The sequence below is a fragment of the Motilimonas cestriensis genome, assembly GCF_021295315.1.
Lineage (GTDB): Bacteria > Pseudomonadota > Gammaproteobacteria > Enterobacterales > CBDFNC01 > Motilimonas > Motilimonas cestriensis.
The window spans coordinates 45,708-64,450 of the sequence record NZ_JAIMJA010000006.1 but is presented as its reverse complement, the minus strand read 5'-3'; the positions used below and the strand labels follow the sequence as shown (position 1 = coordinate 64,450).

The 18,743-nt window shown below is 46.6% G+C and carries 14 protein-coding genes and 1 riboswitch; of the genes, 7 read left to right on the top strand and 7 right to left on the bottom strand.

Annotated elements, in window-relative coordinates; translation table 11 throughout:
* Positions 1 to 269 precede the first annotated feature (269 nt).
* Positions 270 to 2,618 (top strand): glycosyl hydrolase family 18 protein, encoded by a 2,349-nt coding sequence (locus tag K6Y31_RS07435; protein WP_233052175.1) that lies wholly within the window; start codon positions 270 to 272, stop codon positions 2,616 to 2,618.
* Between the two features lie 237 nt (positions 2,619 to 2,855).
* Here K6Y31_RS07435 and K6Y31_RS07430 read toward each other — a convergent pair whose 3' ends face one another.
* On the bottom strand, positions 2,856 to 3,752 hold the full coding sequence (locus K6Y31_RS07430; protein ID WP_233052174.1) for a LysR family transcriptional regulator: 897 nt from the start codon (positions 3,750 to 3,752) through the stop codon (positions 2,856 to 2,858).
* Between the two features lie 155 nt (positions 3,753 to 3,907).
* On the opposite strand from K6Y31_RS07430, the gene K6Y31_RS07425 reads away from it, so the two are divergent.
* Positions 3,908 to 4,594, top strand: coding sequence for a type 1 glutamine amidotransferase domain-containing protein (locus tag K6Y31_RS07425; RefSeq protein ID WP_233052173.1), 687 nt, complete (start codon positions 3,908 to 3,910; stop codon positions 4,592 to 4,594).
* Between the two features lie 52 nt (positions 4,595 to 4,646).
* Here K6Y31_RS07425 and K6Y31_RS07420 read toward each other — a convergent pair whose 3' ends face one another.
* Entirely contained in the window at positions 4,647 to 5,381 is a 735-nt protein-coding gene (locus K6Y31_RS07420; protein ID WP_233052172.1) for a substrate-binding periplasmic protein, read from the bottom strand.
* A gap of 194 nt (positions 5,382 to 5,575) precedes the next feature.
* On the opposite strand from K6Y31_RS07420, the gene K6Y31_RS07415 reads away from it, so the two are divergent.
* Genes K6Y31_RS07415 through K6Y31_RS07400 form a run of 4 tightly spaced genes read left to right on the top strand, consistent with a single transcriptional unit; the run spans position 5,576 to position 10,035 of the window.
* Positions 5,576 to 6,247, top strand: a complete 672-nt coding sequence (locus K6Y31_RS07415; protein WP_232799846.1) for a vWA domain-containing protein — start codon at positions 5,576 to 5,578, stop codon at positions 6,245 to 6,247.
* 1 nt (position 6,248) lies between these two features.
* Positions 6,249 to 7,028 (top strand): PP2C family serine/threonine-protein phosphatase, encoded by a 780-nt coding sequence (locus tag K6Y31_RS07410; protein ID WP_233052171.1) that lies wholly within the window; start codon positions 6,249 to 6,251, stop codon positions 7,026 to 7,028.
* Entirely contained in the window at positions 7,025 to 8,383 is a 1,359-nt protein-coding gene (locus K6Y31_RS07405; protein ID WP_233052170.1) for a protein kinase domain-containing protein, read from the top strand. Before K6Y31_RS07410 ends, K6Y31_RS07405 begins: the two co-directional genes overlap by 4 nt.
* Positions 8,380 to 10,035: a hypothetical protein gene (locus K6Y31_RS07400; RefSeq protein ID WP_233052169.1), complete on the top strand. Its 1,656-nt coding sequence runs from the start codon at positions 8,380 to 8,382 to the stop codon at positions 10,033 to 10,035. Before K6Y31_RS07405 ends, K6Y31_RS07400 begins: the two co-directional genes overlap by 4 nt.
* Before the next feature lie 30 nt (positions 10,036 to 10,065).
* Here K6Y31_RS07400 and K6Y31_RS07395 read toward each other — a convergent pair whose 3' ends face one another.
* The 3 genes from K6Y31_RS07395 to K6Y31_RS07385 form a co-directional block, all read right to left on the bottom strand.
* Positions 10,066 to 11,607, bottom strand: coding sequence for a PepSY domain-containing protein (locus tag K6Y31_RS07395; protein WP_233052168.1), 1,542 nt, complete (start codon positions 11,605 to 11,607; stop codon positions 10,066 to 10,068).
* A 93-nt stretch (positions 11,608 to 11,700) separates the two neighbouring features.
* Positions 11,701 to 13,857, bottom strand: a complete 2,157-nt coding sequence (locus K6Y31_RS07390; RefSeq protein ID WP_233052167.1) for a TonB-dependent receptor — start codon at positions 13,855 to 13,857, stop codon at positions 11,701 to 11,703.
* A gap of 168 nt (positions 13,858 to 14,025) precedes the next feature.
* On the bottom strand, positions 14,026 to 14,484 hold the full coding sequence (locus K6Y31_RS07385) for a hypothetical protein (protein ID WP_233052166.1): 459 nt from the start codon (positions 14,482 to 14,484) through the stop codon (positions 14,026 to 14,028).
* A gap of 122 nt (positions 14,485 to 14,606) precedes the next feature.
* Positions 14,607 to 14,776, top strand: a riboswitch (FMN riboswitch).
* Between the two features lie 135 nt (positions 14,777 to 14,911).
* Here K6Y31_RS07385 and ribB point away from each other — a divergent pair.
* On the top strand, positions 14,912 to 15,565 hold the full coding sequence (gene ribB / locus K6Y31_RS07380; protein WP_233052165.1) for a 3,4-dihydroxy-2-butanone-4-phosphate synthase: 654 nt from the start codon (positions 14,912 to 14,914) through the stop codon (positions 15,563 to 15,565).
* Between the two features lie 200 nt (positions 15,566 to 15,765).
* On the opposite strand, the gene K6Y31_RS07375 is transcribed toward ribB, so the two are convergent.
* Positions 15,766 to 17,595: an ABC transporter ATP-binding protein gene (locus K6Y31_RS07375; RefSeq protein ID WP_232799853.1), complete on the bottom strand. Its 1,830-nt coding sequence runs from the start codon at positions 17,593 to 17,595 to the stop codon at positions 15,766 to 15,768.
* Between the two features lie 189 nt (positions 17,596 to 17,784).
* Complete coding sequence (locus tag K6Y31_RS07370) at positions 17,785 to 18,600, bottom strand: PhzF family phenazine biosynthesis protein (RefSeq protein WP_233052164.1); 816 nt, start codon at positions 18,598 to 18,600, stop codon at positions 17,785 to 17,787.
* Between the last annotated feature and the right edge of the window lie 143 nt (positions 18,601 to 18,743).

Here is an 18,743-nt window from a genome sequence, read left to right as displayed (position 1 = left end):
ACAGCACATTCAGACTGATTGCATGTCAGTTTCAGCCTAACTATATTGAGTTTGTCTGAAAATTACGGACAAAGAGCGAAATCAAAACAAAGCAATTTGTGGTCAAGGAGACCTGCTGTTTATTGCCGAACAATGCCAAGGAATGGCGACAATTTATTAGGATGATAACGGATGCTTGCTCACCTCGTGCGCCCTTCCTGCTCACCTGCGCCTTTCTTGCCATCATGCTGATTTCGCAATAACAATCACATTGGTCAAGGAACGAACTAATGAGTTTCACCGTTTTTAAAAAATCAAAAATCGCCTGCGCACTAGCAGCTCTCGCTATTGTTGGAACAGCTAATTACGCAGCGGCAGCCCCCGCTCATGACAAAACCGTCATTGGTTACATCACCCAATGGGAAGCCTGGAAAACCATGCCAAACCACGGCATTGAAAAAGGCGCAGCCACTCACTTAAACGTTGATATGAGCAAGTACTCAATCTTGAACTTCTCATTCTTTGGCGTGGCAAAAGATGGCTCGCTGCACTCAGGTGATTACCGCAACAAAGCCATCTATAAAAAAGATTCAGTTCAAGAGCCTGCTCCATTACTACACGAAGATCTTTACAGCAGCTGGGACTACCACATTTTATGGGGTGAGCTGGACATGATCAGCGACTTCCCAGGTGAGTGGGGTAACAAAGAAGTAAAAGCGCGCATTGCAGCGCAAGGCTTTGTGCCACACCCAACCGCTAATGGTAAATGGCTTCACGAACCAACGGGTCTATCTGGCAAAATGCCTATTCCACTGAAAAAAGAAGGTGGCACCCTAGGTTTGCTTGATAAAGCAGAGCAAGAAGGCGTAACAGTGATGGCCTCTATCGGTGGTTGGAGTATGTCTAAGCATTTCCCTGAAATGGCAGCCGACCCCATAAAACGAGAGCGCTTTCTACAAGACGTTAAACGTCTAATGGACATGGGCTTTGACGGGATTGACTTAGATTGGGAATACCCAGGCTTTGGTGGTATGAACTTCGATGGTCGCCCTGATGACTTTAAAAACTTTGAAGACTTAGTAGTAGAAATTCGCCGCGTGATTGGCCCAGATAAGAAAATCTCTGCCGCGTTTGCAGCCAGTCCAGCCAAACTGGAAGGATTTGATTGGCCGAAGCTAGACCAGTACATGGACTACTTCAACATGATGACCTACGACTACGAAGGTGGCTGGTCTGAAAAAGCGGGACATAACTCACCACTTTATGCTTATCCAACGGCATCGGCGCAAGACTTTAACTGGCATTCAATGGCGCAATTCTTAGCCGCTAAGAATGTGACGTCTAGTAAAATCAACATGGGTCTTGCCTACTATGGCCGCGGTGTACAAACGTCTGAGCCAGCTGACGTTGGCGCTAAAACCAACAAACGCCAAGTGACCTTTACCGTTGATGGTCCGCTGCAATCTGCAGCCGATCTCACTAACTGGAAAAACTACGAAGGCCAGCCGAACTATGTTTACATCAAGCAAAAAATGGCAGGCTGGACTGAACATTGGGATGATGTCGCAAAAGTACCTTACCTTACCAAAGGTAATTACTTCCTTAGCTACGACAATGAAAAGTCAGTTGGTCTAAAAGCAGAATACGTGGTTGATAACAACCTAGGCGGTGTCATTGTTTGGCAAGTAGCAGGCGATCTTGAATGTAAAGGCAGCTACGTACCTCGTGGCCGCTACCTAAAAGAATGTACCAATCTATCGCTACCATTAGCCACCGTGGTAGACAATGTATTTAACAACACAACACCAAGCGCAGCGCCCGTATTAACTGTGCCCGGCGCACAAACGGTCGATAGCGGTGCAACGATTGAATTATTGCTAAGTGCTACCGATGCTGACACGCAAAAGCTGAGATTTAGCGCTGATATGGGCACAGTTGTAGCAACGAGCGATAAAACCGCGACGCTAAGCTATACCGCACCAACGTCTAAAGTAGATCAAACCTTAACGGTTAACATCAAAGTCAGTGATGGTAAGAAAATAGATAGCAAAGCGGTTGTGATCAAGGTTATCGGCGACAGCACTATCGAAAACAATGCTCCTACATTAACTGTGCCAGCAAGTGTTGAGGTTGTCGCTGGAAACACAGTTGCGATTAATGTTAGCGCTGCGGACCAAGACGCGGCAGATACACTCACCATAACTAGTAACATGGGTGAGCTGACTCAGTCTGGCAACAATGCGGTAATCAATTACACCGCTGAAAAAGTCACCGCTGACACGACGGTTAGCATCGAGGTGATAGTTTCAGATGGTACTGATACTGTTAAACAGACTGTTTTAGTTAACGTTAAACCAGCCCCTATTGGCAACGAGTGGGATGCTAACAAAATTTACAATACAGGTGACTCTGTAATGGTAAATGGCGTTAAGTACACCGCGAAATGGTGGACTAAAGGCGAAAAACCAGGCACTTCTGCAGTCTGGGCTGAATTTGATGACGGTTCAACTCAAGAGTGGCGCGCAGACAAGGTTTATACCGGTGGTAAGTTAGTTACCCTCAATGGCGTAACTTACAAAGCTAAATGGTGGACCAAAGGCAATAACCCTGCCGATGGTGGCCCTTGGGCTGCACAATAATACCAATCTGGATAATTAGATGATCAGATACTTGTGCAGGAAAAATGGTTGATAACTAGGCATAGTTTGACGCTAGCTAGTTGTTCTAGCTACAAAAACTATAACGACGTTAACGGCCATTTTAACCAACAATAATGACCAGATAGTTATTTAGATTAGTATAATAAGTCATTAACATTCCTTTGACCCAAAGAGGCGCCTAGCGCCTCTTTTTTACATTAGCGAAGCAATACTGACTCAAAGTTGACGTTTAAAAAAATCTTTTAAAAAAGTAATCAACAAGCGCAATTTCTTGGTATCAGCCGTACCCGGTGGAAATACTGCAAAAATATTAATATCCGCTAGCTGATAATCTTCTAGCACCCTGACCAAACGCCCGGCATTAATTTTTGGTAACGCATCGTACAGAGGAATGCGCGCCAGCCCATGCCCCGCCTCAACAAACGCAGTGCGCGCGGCAGCGTTGTTAGTACTTACACTGCCAGTGGTAATAATACTAAAAGAACGGCTTCCTTTAGTAAGGTTAAGGTTCGGCGATGTCTGCTGATAAATAACCCAATCATGCCCCGATAGCTCGCTCGGTGTAGTTGGCAACCCCTTTCGGACAAAATAACTCGGCGCACCGCAAATACAAGTCGGTAAAGTAGCAAGCTTGCTGGCCTGTAATCCTGAGTCTTGCAATGGTGCACCGCGAATGGCTAAATCAAAGCCGCCCTTAATAATATTTTCTACTTCATCACTCAACTTTACATCCAACTCGATTTTCGGATACAGGCCGCGAAATGCATTTAGCGCAGGCACGATAAGCTGTAACCCGACATTAACGGGGCAGGTTATTTTAAGTAAACCTTCGGGCTCATTTTTTAAACTTTCAATTTGTTGATTAGCCTGACTGGCCTGCTCGGCAATAGCATGACAGCACTGATAGTACACTCGGCCTGCTTCCGTGAGACTAATGGAGCGCGTCGAACGATTAAGTAATTTAACCTGAAGATGAGCTTCTAGCTTCTTCAGATGATAGCTAACCACCGCACGCGACAAACCAATCTGCTTAGCCGCGCCGCTTAAGCTACCTTGCTCTACCACCTTGGCAAAAACCACCATGCTCTTTAACTGCTCAAATGAGACGTCCATTGACTTACCTTTTACTAAAACTCACGCCTATTGTATCAACTATTGAAACAATGTAGTTCACTTTATCTGCATTGTTAGCAACAGCGCCTCTCCTTATACTCATTCCATGAGCTAAGCTCTCAACGTTCATTCTTTTAATAAATACGGGATCCAGCATGTCTAACAAAATCTTAATGGTCTTAACATCACACGATCAACTTGGCGACACCGGTGAAAAAACCGGTTTTTGGATCGAAGAATTTGCCGCACCTTACTACGCCTTTATTGATGCGGGCGCACAAGTCACACTAGCAAGTCCTAAAGGCGGCCAAGCGCCCATCGATCCTAAAAGTGAATTAGCTGACTTTCAAACCGAAGCAACCAAGCGCTTTGACGCCGACGAAAGCACACAACAACTCGTTGCCACCACAGCTAAATTAGCGGATATCAATGCCGACGACTTTGATGCCGTGTTTTATCCCGGCGGTCACGGCCCACTTTGGGATTTAACGGATAACCCAACCTCAATTGCATTAATTGAAAACTTACTGAAAGCAAACAAAGCCGTAGCAGCGGTATGTCATGCTGGTGCCGCGCTACTTAATGCGAAACAGGCATCGGGTGAGTATGCAATAAAAGGCAAAGCGGTCACCGGTTTTACCAACAGTGAAGAAGAAGCAGTACAGTTAACCGATGTGGTGCCATTCTTACTGGAAGACGAGTTAATCAAGCGCGGTGGCGAGTATCAAAAAGGCGATGACTGGAGCGCCTTTGCAGTACAAGATGGCTTAATTATTACCGGACAAAACCCAGCCAGCTCAGTACTGGCTGCAGAAAAACTATTGGCGCATTTAAACCAATAATTTAACGTCACTAGCAGGCAACATTGCCTGCTAGGGTAATTGCACCCATTTTTTAATCCGAATACTTCTGCAATAACTTAGCAATAAAACCATCATCCAACATACTTTGCAGTATTTGATTTACCTGCTCTAATGGCACCGGGCTAAGCTTAGAAATCGCAGGTGTTATCTTTTGTTCACTCACCAAAAAGCTAGCAAATACAAGATCGTTTTGATAACCGCTTTCCTTTATCAGCCAAGCCCCCTGAATATCGGATGTAACTACCGCATCCAACCGCCCTGCCTTTAACCGAGTTAAATTATGCATTACCTCAAGTGAGTCCGAACGTACCACCAAACCATTGGTTAACTCATTATCTATTTCAGGGTATGCGTAGCCAAGCACCGTCCCTAAGGTTAAGCCGATGAGATCTTCAACCTTGATGATATTAGGAGAATCACGACGGATCACTATCACATTCTTTTCATCAAATATGGGCAGCGCCCAATCCACCTTATCAGGCTCAGCCAACCACTTAGGGTTTGACGTTACCACCACATGAATTTTACCGTTCTGCAGGCTGTACTCTAAACGCTTACGCGCCACTTGTTGATAACTCACATCAACGTCTGCACGCCGAGCAAGCTCGTCCATTAGCTCAACAATAATGCCAGATTCAGCCCCGCGCGGGCCTAAAAATACATAGGGAGCATTATCGCTGGGCGCATAATTCACCACTAGTTGCGGCTTAGCTAACGCGGTTTCAAACCAAATGATGCAGATAAATAGAACCAACCCAAGCTTCATTGAAGTGCCTTGCTAACAAGTAAGAATGAGCTAATTATAGCGCGTTTTTATACTCATTATTAGCTATCAGTTCTATGCTTTTTCTGCTCATTTACCCCCTCACCTTTTCCTCTAGGTTTTACCTTTTAAATAAAAGACGCTAACATGCCATAAAATGTCAAATACACATCAACTATAGCCAACAAGGAGATATCATGTCACACGCTATTCCAGGGGTAGAATTTGCCGATAACACCAACCAGCGAACTCCTTGTGTTTTGGTTTTGGATGCATCGGGCTCGATGAATGGAGCTCCCATTGAACAGTTAAACCACGGCCTCCGCGTATTTGAAGAGCAGCTTAAAGGCGATGTTTCCACCGCTATGCGCGTCCAAGTATTAGTGATCACCGTAGGCGGTCACGACGATGTGACTGTGGTGCAGCCATGGGTCGATGCCATTGACTTTAAAGCGCCAGAAATAATAGCTTCGGGTCTAACGCCCTTGGGCAAAGGCATGTCATACGCCCTTGAAGAAGTACAAAACCAAAAAGCCCAATACGACGCCAATGGTATCTCCAGCACCCGCCCTTGGATCATCATGATTTCTGATGGCTCGCCCAATGACTATGGCTGGGAAGAAGCCGCACAAGCTTGTCGTGAAGCTGAGCAAAACAAACGCGCGGTGATATTTCCCATCGGCACTGAAGGCGCAGATTTTGACGCTCTTGGTCAATTTTCCAATAAAACACCGAAAAAACTAAAGGGCCTTGCCTTTAACGAACTTTTTGTTTGGCTCAGCCGCAGCATGACCACGGTATCTTCAAGTGTACCGGGACAAAAAGTACAACTACCAAGTACCAATGAATGGGCCGAAGTCGAAATCTAACATGACGCAAACAACCAGTAAGCGAGCGCAAACGGTACACTTTGTTGGCGCAGCAGTGCGCGGTCAGGGCCACCTTAAAACCAATCAACCATGCCAAGATGCTTGGCAAGTTGCCAGCGAGGCTGGTGCAACCGTGGCCTGCGTTTGCGATGGTGCAGGCTCAGCTAAACACTCAGATCAAGGCGCAAAAAAACTCAGCCAAATGGTCTGTGATAACTTGCTAAATTATGTATTGGCGCAACCCTCGGCGGTGATTGCAGAGCCAGAATTAGTCAATCAACTGTGCGATACCCTCGCACAATGTCGCAAAGCGCTAGCCAATCAAGGTCCATTAAATGACTATCACGCGACGCTTTGTGGCTTAGTGCAACATCAACAACAAAACTTAGTATTTCATCTCGGTGATGGCTTGATCATTGGTATTAACCCAGATGATTGGCAGGACTTTATTGTCAGTGAGCCTGAAAATGGCGATTTTGCCGAAACCACGTATTTCTTTACCTTAGACGATTGGCAGTCTCACCTGCGAGTCATGTGCGCGCCAGCGCGCTACAAGATTTGGTTTTTAATGAGTGATGGCTGTGCCAGCTTTGCTGCGAAGACGCATCCCTATGCACCGGATTTAAAATTTTTAAAGCCGGTACATAGTTACTTAGCCAGTGTTGATAGCGAGCTTGCCAGCCAAGCACTAATGGCAACCTTAGACGATCCTCGCACACATTCCATTACCCAAGACGATAAAACCCTAGTGTGGTTGTATAACTCAAGTTTGGCTGTATGACTCTACGCGTTAATCTTTGCTTTAATGATGGCAAAAACCAACCTATCACACTCAACCCCAAGGCGCTAAATCAAGGCGCAGATGGCGCAATCCACGCTAGCCTTGATGGCCAATACGCCATCAAGCTGTATCACGATGCCGACAAAGATGACACGCGGCAAAACAAACTCTGGCAAATGATTGCGCAGCCACCGCACGTATCACAAGAGGGAGAAGCGGGCTTCACTTGGCCCATTGCGCTGGTTGCCGACCATAAACAACGCTTTTTGGGCTTTGCAATGCCGCTGCTGGATTTATCCGAGCATGTGCAATTGGAAATGCTACTGAGTAAGCGCACCCGTGAATTACATCAACTGCCCGATGATATTCGCTTTCGCATTAAGGTGGCGATTAATCTTTGCCAACAAATCGCCGCCCTGCACCGCCTTGGCCATGCCATTATCGACTTAAAACCGGCCAACTTATCGGTTAATAAGCGCAGCGCCGAAGTTTGCATTGTTGACTGTGATGGTTTTTCGATTAAGGGCAAACAAAGTGACTTTCCGGCTCATCAATATACCGCCGGCTTTATTGCCCCCGAGGCCTATAATCAGCAGTTACCACCACAAGCCCTCGATCAGCAGCAAGACCAATTTGCCCTTGCGGTTATTTTATTTCAGCTGCTCAATCATGGCTTGCACCCCTTTCAGGGCGTGCCCAAAAAGGGGCGAGATTTACCCACGGATAACCAAAGTAAAATTGCCAAACAACTTTATCCTTATGGCGCAACGGCGCACCCCGATATCGCGCCTTCGCCTTGGTCGCTGCATTTAGATTTTCCGGCTGAGCTGATTAATAGCTTTAGCCGCAGTTTAACCTCAGCCACTCGCTTAAGCGCGCAAGATTGGGTTGATCGATTAGCAAATTTACGCCCGCAGCTTAAACAGTGTCAGCAAGCCACTAGCCATCAATATTGGGGGAAGACTTGTCCTCATTGTCAGCAGCCAAAGCAAAATATTGCTGCCCCTAGAGTCATTAGAAAAAAATCTATCAAAGCAGCTAGAGCAAGGCATCAGCAGCCATATACGGGGAACACACCACAGTATCAAAACCCAGCTAGACCAATCAATCCAGTTCGCAATCAAGCGTCGGCACCGAGTATCAATTTCAGCCAAATAGTAGCTTGGTTTGCGGGTTTTAAGCTTTCCAAAAAACAAGTGGCCGGCGCCATCGCACTCGGTGGGTTAAGCGTTGCCGCTTGGTCGTTACTGTTTGCTATGCAACTGACTCCCACGCCCGTGCCACAATTTGAAATCGCTTCTGGTCAAGCTGAACAGGGACTAACGAGTGAGCCGCCGACACAGGAGCAGCCATGATCAAGCGCACTATCAGTTTTGTATTTATCGCCCTGAGCTTACTTATATTAGGCGCCGTGCTGCTCAATAATATCAACACGCCCAATGGCAAGACCGACACCGTTGCGTTCACTGTTAATCCCAAGCCTCGAATAATTGGACTAGAGGGGTCATCGCAGCAAGCGTTCTGGCCGCTGCCACAAGTGGGGCTAAGTGGCGATGAATATCAAAATAACCATGTGTTGTTTAAACCGCTGGCGGAACAACCTTTTGGCATCACCCAAAGCATTCGATTGGTCAATGAAGACAGTAACCGATGGGACTTTTTCACTAAACAACCGACGTTTAGCCTCGCCTTTGACTTAACGGCTCAGCAATTGTTTTTAAACCGCTGGCAATATCGGCCGCGCACCGACATGCTGTTTACTTATCTTTGCCAGTCCGAGCAAAGTAACTGCTACGGCATCAGCAGTATTCACAAGCCAAGGGGCCAACTCCACCACAGTTATCCGAATCAACATTTTGCCTTTTTTGATCAGGACTCTCCCTATCAAGCCGATGAGCCTTGGTTATTTGATGTCGCTAATAATGGCTATTTCCTCGTCACCGCCAGCCAGCGCCGCATTAAGGTATTTAGTATTAAAGAGGGAGCACAAGCCGTGGCCCATGGTGAGTTGCCTGAGCAATTGCAACACTATCGCATCAAAGCCCTCAGTGTCTCCAGTGGGGCTTTTCATATCGCCGCCCTTTATGCCAATGCCGATGGCCGCGATAGCTTTATCCAAATATTTGAATTTGAGCTCTATCGCAACGCCATCACAGCCAAACTCAAGATAATCCCAAAAGCCAACACCGAGTTTCACAGCTTAACCTTAGGTAATAATGTTCTCGCCATCGGCGAAGTGGTATTGCCGACGACGCAAGGGCAAACAACCCAAGCGCAAAGCCAAATTCGCGTGTTTAAAAAGCAGCAACGTGATTTCTCAAAGCCTCGAATGGTAAAACGCACCGCCAACGGCTATAAGCCCATTCCTGATCCACTGATTTATCAACATTTAGGCACCATCAAAGGTGGGCAGATTACTGAGCCATTAGCTCACCTCGCCCAACTACCTAAGGGCAGTATCAAACACGATATAGCGCCATTGGCTTTGAGTTTTATTGACAATATTCAACTGCCGGGCAAAGAAAACTACCTACTGGCGGGGCCGCAACTTACCTTGCAACAAGGCGTCCTTGCTCAGCGTCATTATGTAGACTTGACCCTGTTTAATTTACAAACACAACCTATCAGTATCGCCGAACGCTTTCGCAGTTACTATGTGGCGGGCCCCCACCAGCAGGTGTACTTTGACCATCAATTAGATTTAAGCAATGACGGCATTGAAGCGTTTTGGACTAGCTATAGCCAAGCGGGAGACTTAACGAGTCAGCCTGATAAACTCAAGTTTGATTCAATAAAAACCGCTCATGAAGACTCATATTTTCAATCGGATTTTAACCATGAGGCGATCAAGCGGGTGAAAAAGAACCTAGAGCAATCCCAATCCAGTCAGCGGCAAAGCATCAACGAAAGAATCCAATCGGTGCAAAATATTACGCCAGCTCAAGCCCATGCCTTAAAGCAAAGGTTACTCAAACTAGCCGAGCAACAAGGGCAAGCTCAACAATGAGCTTGCTCTGTTTCAATGTTAAGTCCTGACCTAAGCTCTACGCCTTAGCTTTAACACTATCCCCAAGGCTGCAAAAAACATCGCCATAAACAGCACTATGCACATGATGATGTCACGGGTGCTCCGCTCCATAAGTGGCCGAGTAAAGTTCCATTTATGTAAAAAGCTAAACGAATAACCTTCGTAGCGTGCGTTGTCGGTGAGGCGGTCGACTAAGATCCCTGTCGCCGGATCAATAAATACCTTATCACCTAGCTCACTGTCATAATCCAGTTGCCACACAGGCAAGCGCTTGTTGCGAAAATCATAATGTAAACCGAAGTGCGTAATAAGCTGAGTGCCTTGCAGCTGCTCAAGGGGTAAACCCAACTGTTGCTCAGCCATTGCTATCACCAGTTTTTCATCGTTAAATGCCACTTGCTGGCCCGTTTTCGCCGAGATGTACAACGCTGGATCCGTAATGGCGATGCCGTCATAAATCGCGTCACGTTGCGGGGCTTGATGACCGTGATGAGGGTGCTCATCTTTACCTGCCGTTTTCACCGCATCATGGACATGGCCGCCCTTACCCGCTTTGTTACTTGGTAAACTTAAGCGATAAATTAACTGCCCTTGCGGGTCGCGAATTAAACTTAAACCATTCAGCATAAAGCCAAGCTCTTTGCTAGACCATATTTGTTGGTTGAGCTCATCGTCTTGCCAAGTCAATGGCTGCGCTAAACGCAAGCCGTTGTGTTGGTCAGCGATGGCAGCATGTAACAGGTGATACAAGCCACTGCCACTAAAGCCCAGTAAAGGCAACCAGATAGCATACGCCACTAAATGATGCACATTACGCTGCCAAGTCGCCTTAGCGCTGCGCTTAATAGAAAGTACCAGCGCCATACCAGTTAGCGTGCTTAGCACCAGCACTAACATTAGTAACCCCACCAGCAATACTCGCGCATACTCAAAATCATCTAACCAATGCCAAGTGTGTAAAGTACGGAACCAGCCTTGCACTTGGGTTTTGTAGTCATTAGTGAGCCCAGCTTGGGCGTTGGTTTCCGTGTGTACATAGATGGTGAGACCATCGGGCGAGTCAAACGCCACTTTATACACCGGCAGCAAGCGGTTAACCCAAGGGTAAGCATGATCAAACTGCGTTTGCAGGGTGACGGACTTGATCGCCGTATCAGCGAGGCCGGTATAATAACGCGCTAACCACTTAGCATGCTCAACATCATGATCGGCTAACTCACGATAATTACTTAAATCAAAGTAACGCCGCGGCGCCAATTCATCTTGCGTCACCTGTAGCACCGCGCCATTGACCGAGGGCACAACTTTCACCAATAACGCTTGATTGATTTGGTGTTGTTTTAACACCGCTGGCACTTGGCTTACCAAACTGGCGGGTAATACGGCTTTAGGCGGAAAAAAAGCCGCCAACTTTGGCCCAGTCCAACTCATTAGCGGATGTAACAACCCCGACAACGCCCAGATAAATAGGCTAATAAACGCCAACCAAGCGAGACGGTTGTGCCATGTTTTCGCCGGCTTTAACAGCGGCTTTAAAAATTTAAATTGCATGGGAATACCTTACATATGCCTTACCATCAACAGCTTCCAAGCACCTATGTTGCCAATCACCAAGTGCTTGGAGCCGTATTCTAAAATCAGCCCTTAAAACTGTGCGTCAATACCTAAGTAAAAACTGCGTGGCGCGCCCGGACGATAGGAAATATTAGGGTTACCCACTTGGTTAGAGGTGTAAGTCGAGTAACGTGTATCCGCTAAGTTCATTACCCGACCACGCAACATCACGCGGTCGCTAATTTCATAGCTGGCACGTAAGTTAAATAAATCATGGCCCTGGTATTTATTGGTGTTGGTCTCATCGGTGTAGTATTCGCCTAAGTGCTCCCACTCCAGCTCTAATGCCAATCCATCCAAGGCTAATGGCGCATATTGAAAGGCTAAATTACCCATAGTATTGGGCGCTTTACCAACATCAAAACCGGCATAGTTGCGCGTTTCAACCACCGGAGGTACACACGCTGGTGGATAACAAGAGTAAATATATTGGTACGCTTTGTATTCTTGCTGGTTGTAAGTAAAGCCAGCATTCATGCCCCACTCGTCAGTTAGGTCACCTGCGAGCGACAGCTCGATACCTTGGTGCTGCGTTTTACCGGCATTGGTGGTTTTGCGATCGCGACCATCGATATAGCTAACTACTTGGTTTTTCACGATCATGTGATACAAGGTCAGGTCATAACCAAAACTCTCCGTTAAATCACCACGAAAGCCAATTTCAAAACTGTCTGATTCAACGGGTTTTAAATCGGTGGTATTCACCGTTGAGCCAGAGCGAAATAGCTGGCCAACCGAAGGAATACGAAACGCATTACGATAATTGGCATAGGTTTGATGACCTTGATTAAAGCTATACACCGCGCCCAGTTTGGGGCTGAGGTGGTTAAAATCAAGAGACTGAGAATCAGGGCGTAACCAACGACCTCGGCCAAGGGTTTCACTGATACTGCTGTCAAGATTATCGGTGTAATCAAGGTGAAAATAGTCATAACGCAGCCCAGCCACTAAACGCCAATTATCTGCTGGTGTCCATTCGCCATGCACATAGGGTGAAATAGAGGTTTGGTCAGCATCATAATCGTAATGAGTACGACCTGTTTCACTGTAATCGGTAAAAATGTCGCCTTGCTTGGTTACCGAAATTTGCTTTTCTTGGTAGTCAGATACAGTGTGGTCGATGTCGACACCGGTGATCAATTCACCTTGCTCAAAGTTATAACGGTACTTACTTAATAGACCAAATGACTGGAAGTTGGTTTCACGAATGTTAGGATCATAAGTTACCATCCAACTGGGCATCATCTTAGTGGTGTTATCACGATAGAAGGGCGTAAAACTCAGTAGCGATACATCACTTAGCTCGGTGGCAATTTCCCCCGTTAAGCGAAAGGCACTCACATCACGAAAACCAATGTCGCCATGGTATTTATTCTTGGTCGGATTATTTTTGTAATCATCTTCTTCTAAATCTGACACGCCACTTTGGTCAACACCGGTATAAGCTGCGATCAACTTGTAACTGGTCGCACTAGAAAGATTGCCGTCAAAACGCAGTGAGGTAGAGTAACGCTGATATTCTGACTCATCACGATAACCGTCACTGTCAGTCAGGTTTAACTTAAATGCCATGCCATGATCGTCATTAATATCAGTGCCACCAGAAACCAGCGCGCGTTTCCAGCCATGCTCTCCCCCTTCAAGGTTTACTCGACCTGACGCGTAATCAGGACTGGCCTCAGTCACCGAGTTAATCACCCCGCCAATCGCATCACTGCCGTAGAGTGATGATCCCGGTCCTTTGGTCACTTCCACTCGCTCGGCCTGAGGAATATTCACTTCGTATAAACCGTTGTGATTGAAGAAACCGGTAGGACGAGTCGGCACCCCATCTTCTAAAAACAGATACACGCCACTGGTTGAAATTGGTTGGCGGATTGACGTCATATGCCCTTCGCCGCCGAGGTTATTAACATGCACACCTGCCACTCGATTAAGTAACTCAGCGGGGTGAGATGGCGAGACAGCTTCAATTTCTTCTTTGTCTTGCACGCTAACACTTTCCGCCAACTCGCTACGGGATTTACCTTCACGAGTGGCAGTGATCACCATGGTATCAACGCTGTTAGTCGTCGTTTCAATTTGGCCCGGTTCAGTTTGCCCTTGCTCAGATTGCGCAAACGTGGCAAAAGGTACAATACTGCTCATCGCCAATGCGATTAAGGTTTTTTTAGTTGTTATATTCATTTCTAATTCAACACGTTTATCCGCTAAGTAGGCGCTTTATTGGCATCTCAACCAAACAATCGCTTTCGTTAGCAAAATTAATTTTGATATTGAATTTGCAAGAAAAATCAAGCGGCAACCAAAGTTACACCGCAAAGCTTTCCAACAAAATCAGATTAAATGAGGCGGTTAAACGTGTTGTGGCGGCGGGGCGCGCAGGAGGGGTTGAAACCAAATAACATTTGCATATTCAAGGCCATTGGATTGATACCAAATAGCAGTGAGCTGGCTTAATAATAAGCTAGGTTTGATGCCAAGATAGACCTGCTGCAGTGCACTAAGATCGACTGCTGGTACACATAAAGCGCATTTAAATTTAGAAAAAGGAGAATCGCCGTGACCATCCAAATTAGCAACATCGGCATTAAGGCCATCACTGGTAGCCATCGCATCGCCAGCAAATAGCTCACTTGCCTTAACCCACTTAAATCCCGTGGCGGTACAAATCAGTATTTTTTCGTTCGGATCGTAACCCTGCAGCGCCGGATTAACGGCACTGGCAGCGCTGGCATAGAAGGGCAGCATCAGCTTCAGCAGAACTGATATAACGAGAAATCGTGCCCAATGTCGAAAACATCCTTGTTCCATGGCGCGCAGATTAGCGACTCAGCAAAGCAAATGCAACATTTCGTTAACAGCATTAAATAAAACGCAAATAACCAATCACTTGCAACTTATTGCTGTAGCGGTAAACTATCCGCGCTTTTTAAGCACATTCTCAGGGCGGGGCGCAATTCCCCACCGGCGGTAAATTGTTTTCACCTCGATGTCGAGATAAACAAAAGCCCGCGAGCGCTTGGTTAACTCTGTTTAAGCAAGGTCAGCAGATCTGGTGTAACTCCAGAGCCGACGGTCATAGTCCGGATGAGAGAGAATAAAAAATAATGCGCGGGCTCGTCCGTTAGCAGGCTATTGTCAGCCATTTGCTAATGGGCACTTGCGTAGGCTTTTTTCGTGGTCAAACACGTCCTCTATCAGCCCTGATTCTGGTATCTATTTATAGAAGGAATTTACCATGAGTCAGTCTTTATTAACCCCTTTTGGCACGCCATTGCAACGTGTTGAGGCGGCATTAACCGCACTGCAACAAGGCCAAGGTGTACTGGTTGTTGACGATGAAAATCGTGAAAACGAAGGGGATTTTATTTTTTCAGCGCAGCACCTCACTACCGCACAAATGGCGATGATGATCCGCGAAGGCAGCGGTATTGTGTGTTTATGTTTACCAGAAGAGCGTGTTAAGCAGCTCGATTTACCACAAATGGTTAGCAACAACACCAGCCAAAATCACACCGCTTATACTGTGACTATCGAAGCAAAAGAAGGCGTAACCACAGGTGTTAGCGCCGCCGATCGCGTGACCACCATCAAAGCCGCCACCGCAGCCAACGCCAAGCCCGAAGATTTATCACGTCCCGGCCATGTGTTTCCGCTAAAAGCGGTCAATGGCGGGGTGTTAGTAAGACGCGGTCATACCGAAGCGTCGGTCGATTTAATGCGACTAGCAGGACTCGATCCTTTTGGCGTGATTTGCGAATTAAACAATATTGATGGCTCAATGGCACGCTTACCTGAAGTGGTTAAGTTTGCTACGCAACATCAAATGCCCGTACTGTCGATTGAAGATTTGGTGAGTTACATTAACAGCCAGCAAAGCTTGGCGGGTTAATTTATTAGGTAGGAGCCCCAGTCATGGGGCGATAAAGCGCTTTTTCGCTGAGCAAGCTCAGTTCCTCTATGGAGGGAATATCGTGTAGAGGGCAAATATACTCGGCGATATTGCTAAGTTCAGAATATCATTCGCCGAGCGAGCTCGGCTCCTACGGGGGAATATCGTGTAGGAGCCGAATTTATTCGGCGAATAGGAACTTAATCCTCGCCGAGAAATCCGCCCGTTTGATGCGCCCATAGCTGGGCGTAAATCCCACCTGCGGCAACCAGCTCAGCATGACTACCCTGCTCGGCGATTTCACCTTTATCCAGCACGATCAGTTTATCCATCGCGGCGATGGTTGATAAGCGGTGAGCAATAGCAATAACGGTTTTGCCTTGCATGAGTTTATATAAACTAGCTTGAATCGCCGCTTCTACTTCTGAGTCCAGCGCCGAGGTGGCTTCATCTAAAATCAGGATCGGCGCATCTTTTAATAACACTCGAGTAATGGCAATACGTTGACGCTGACCACCGGATAACTTCACGCCGCGCTCACCCACATGAGCGTCATAACCGGTGCGGCCACTTGGATCCGTTAAGCCGAGAATAAACTCATGGGCTTCGGCCTGCTTAGCCGCAGCAATCATTTCTTCTTCAGTGGCATCTGGGCGTCCGTACAGTAAGTTTTCTCGCACCGAACGATGCAGCAACGAGGTGTCCTGCGTTACCATGCCGATTTGCGCGCGCAAACTATCTTGTTGGATCTCACGAATGTCCTGATCGTCAATGAGAATACGTCCTGACTCAACATCGTGGAAACGCATCAACAAGTTCACTAAGGTTGATTTACCGGCTCCCGAGCGACCCACTAGACCAATTTTCTGGCCCGGTTTAATGGTAAATTGCAAATTATTAATCACGCCTTTGTCCTCACCATAGTGAAAACCAACCTGATCAAATTTAATTTCGCCCTTATTAACTACTATCGGCTGCGCACCCGCTTTATCTTGAATTTGTAATGGCTTAGACAGGGTATTCATGCCGTCTGTCACTGTGCCCATGTTTTCAAATAAGGCACTGACTTCCCACATGATCCATTGCGCCATGCCGTTTAAACGTAGCGCTAATGACACCGCAATGGCAATAGCACCAACCGTAATTAAGCTGCCAGACCAAAGCCAAATAGCCATCGCCGAAATAACAAATACCAGTAGATAATTAATAACGTTGACCGACATATTCAGGCTGGTTGCTAAGCGCATTTGTTTGTACACCGTCGCCATAAATTCGTCCATGCCTTCTTTGGCATAGTCGGCTTCACGGTTAGTGTGTGAGAATAGTTTTACAGTGGTGATATTGGTGTATGAATCGACAATACGACCCGCCATCATCGAACGCGCATCGGCTTGTTCAGCTGAAATTGCACGTAGCTTAGGTACAAAATACATTTGAATGCCAACATAAGCGGCCAACCATACCAACATAGGCAGCATTAAACGCCAATCAGCCGAGGCAACCAGTACCAGCATAGAGGTGAAATACACCACAATATACATTAGGACATCAAGTAGCTTCATCACGGTTTCACGCACCGACAGCGCGGTTTGCATCACCTTAGTTGAAATTCGTCCAGCAAAATCATCGGCATAAAACGACACACTTTGTTTAAGTAAAAATCGGTGTGCCAACCAGCGGATCGACATCGGATAATTACCCAATAAGGTTTGATGCACCAACAACGAATGCAATAGACCAACTAAAGGCATCGCCACCAGCAGCACAATACTCATATAAATCAGTGTGCCCGACTCTTCTGCTAGGAAAGTATCTGGGTTTTTATCCGCTAACCAATCAACAAGTTGTCCCATGAAACGAAATAATGATACCTCTAATACTGCTCCTAATGCTGTTAATAATGACATCAGAAGCAGTGGGATCCACATACCCTTGGTGTAGTGTCGGCAAAAGGCTAACAACCCCTTTGGTGGTTGGGTCGGCTCTTCGGGCGGAAAAGCAGGCAGAAGGCGTTCAAAAAAGCCAAACATGGCATATCCTTTTATTTGCAGGTAAAGAAGAGGCAAAATCGGCAACAAAGCTGCCGAATAGGTGAACTGAATATGATAAGCGAAATCAGGCAGTCGGATCTAACTAAAAATGCGCATTGTTTGTTCTAATTTTTAATCTATAAATCAATCAAGTCGACCGCGCCAATGGCCAACTTTATTGAGCAAAGGTTATAGGGTTATTTGACCTGACAGGTATTTCTTGCCGTGGCCAGATAACAACACCCTACCCGCTTCCAGTAATTCACAGTGCATAGCACCACCACGCTTAGAGGCTTGATACGCGTTGATACGTGCTTTTCCTAACTGAAGGCACCAATAGGGCGCCAAAATGCAGTGCGCCATACCAGTAACTGGGTCTTCATCTATGCCATAACTGGGCAGGAAAAAGCGCGACTCGCAGTCATAGTCAGATCCTTCCTCTCCTAATGCTGTCACCAAAACAGAGTGGGGATGCAAGCGAGCTAGAATGTTCATATCAGGCGCTAGCGCCCTGAGTTGCTGCACGCTGTCGAGCACCACAAGGTAAACAGGATCGTCTTGGCTAGTAGCCTCTAATACATTTGCAACTGGCACGCCCAAGCCAAGTTCAATGTCAGCAGGGATCAACTCATCAGCCACCATGGCAGCTGGAATTTGCGGGAAATTTAACTGTAATTGCTCACCTGATTTTGTCACCGTTAGCTCGCCGCTTTTACTGTGAAACACCACCTGCTCGCCAGCTAAGCCTAATTCATAAAACAGCACAAAAGCACTGGCCAAGGTGGCATGGCCACATAAGGGAACCTCGCAGGCCGGCGTAAACCAGCGGATCTGATATTGACCTTGGCTGATGGGCACAAAAAATGCCGTTTCGGCTAGGTTATTTTCAGCCGCAATTTGTTGCATTAGTTCATCACTTAACCAAGCGTCTAGGGGAACTACAGCAGCGGGATTGCCTTTAAAAAGCGCATTGGTAAAAGCATCAATTTGATAGAGTGGTAACATCTTCTTTCCTCTCGCACGCCCAAGATTAAAACCACACCATAAAACGATGCCTACTCAGCAACAAGAGGTAAGCGCTAAAAAGTGAGTTTTTTCCACCTCACTATCAAGGGGCTGTTGAATTAGTTTTGCTTGTTTCAGTGATT

What these genes read in the sequence shown, in the direction of transcription:
- K6Y31_RS07420 (WP_233052172.1), bottom strand. Translation starts at nt 5,381, where the DNA reads ATGAAGCTTGGGTTGGTTCTATTTATCTGCATCATTTGGTTTGAAACC.
- K6Y31_RS07425 (WP_233052173.1), top strand. Translation starts at nt 3,908, where the DNA reads ATGTCTAACAAAATCTTAATGGTCTTAACATCACACGATCAACTTGGC.
- K6Y31_RS07435 (WP_233052175.1), top strand. Translation starts at nt 270, where the DNA reads ATGAGTTTCACCGTTTTTAAAAAATCAAAAATCGCCTGCGCACTAGCA.
- K6Y31_RS07400 (WP_233052169.1), top strand. Translation starts at nt 8,380, where the DNA reads ATGATCAAGCGCACTATCAGTTTTGTATTTATCGCCCTGAGCTTACTT.
- K6Y31_RS07390 (WP_233052167.1), bottom strand. Translation starts at nt 13,857, where the DNA reads ATGAATATAACAACTAAAAAAACCTTAATCGCATTGGCGATGAGCAGT.
- K6Y31_RS07375 (WP_232799853.1), bottom strand. Translation starts at nt 17,595, where the DNA reads ATGTTTGGCTTTTTTGAACGCCTTCTGCCTGCTTTTCCGCCCGAAGAG.
- K6Y31_RS07410 (WP_233052171.1), top strand. Translation starts at nt 6,249, where the DNA reads ATGACGCAAACAACCAGTAAGCGAGCGCAAACGGTACACTTTGTTGGC.
- K6Y31_RS07405 (WP_233052170.1), top strand. Translation starts at nt 7,025, where the DNA reads ATGACTCTACGCGTTAATCTTTGCTTTAATGATGGCAAAAACCAACCT.
- K6Y31_RS07370 (WP_233052164.1), bottom strand. Translation starts at nt 18,600, where the DNA reads ATGTTACCACTCTATCAAATTGATGCTTTTACCAATGCGCTTTTTAAA.
- K6Y31_RS07415 (WP_232799846.1), top strand. Translation starts at nt 5,576, where the DNA reads ATGTCACACGCTATTCCAGGGGTAGAATTTGCCGATAACACCAACCAG.
- K6Y31_RS07430 (WP_233052174.1), bottom strand. Translation starts at nt 3,752, where the DNA reads ATGGACGTCTCATTTGAGCAGTTAAAGAGCATGGTGGTTTTTGCCAAG.
- K6Y31_RS07385 (WP_233052166.1), bottom strand. Translation starts at nt 14,484, where the DNA reads ATGGAACAAGGATGTTTTCGACATTGGGCACGATTTCTCGTTATATCA.
- ribB (WP_233052165.1), top strand. Translation starts at nt 14,912, where the DNA reads ATGAGTCAGTCTTTATTAACCCCTTTTGGCACGCCATTGCAACGTGTT.
- K6Y31_RS07395 (WP_233052168.1), bottom strand. Translation starts at nt 11,607, where the DNA reads ATGCAATTTAAATTTTTAAAGCCGCTGTTAAAGCCGGCGAAAACATGG.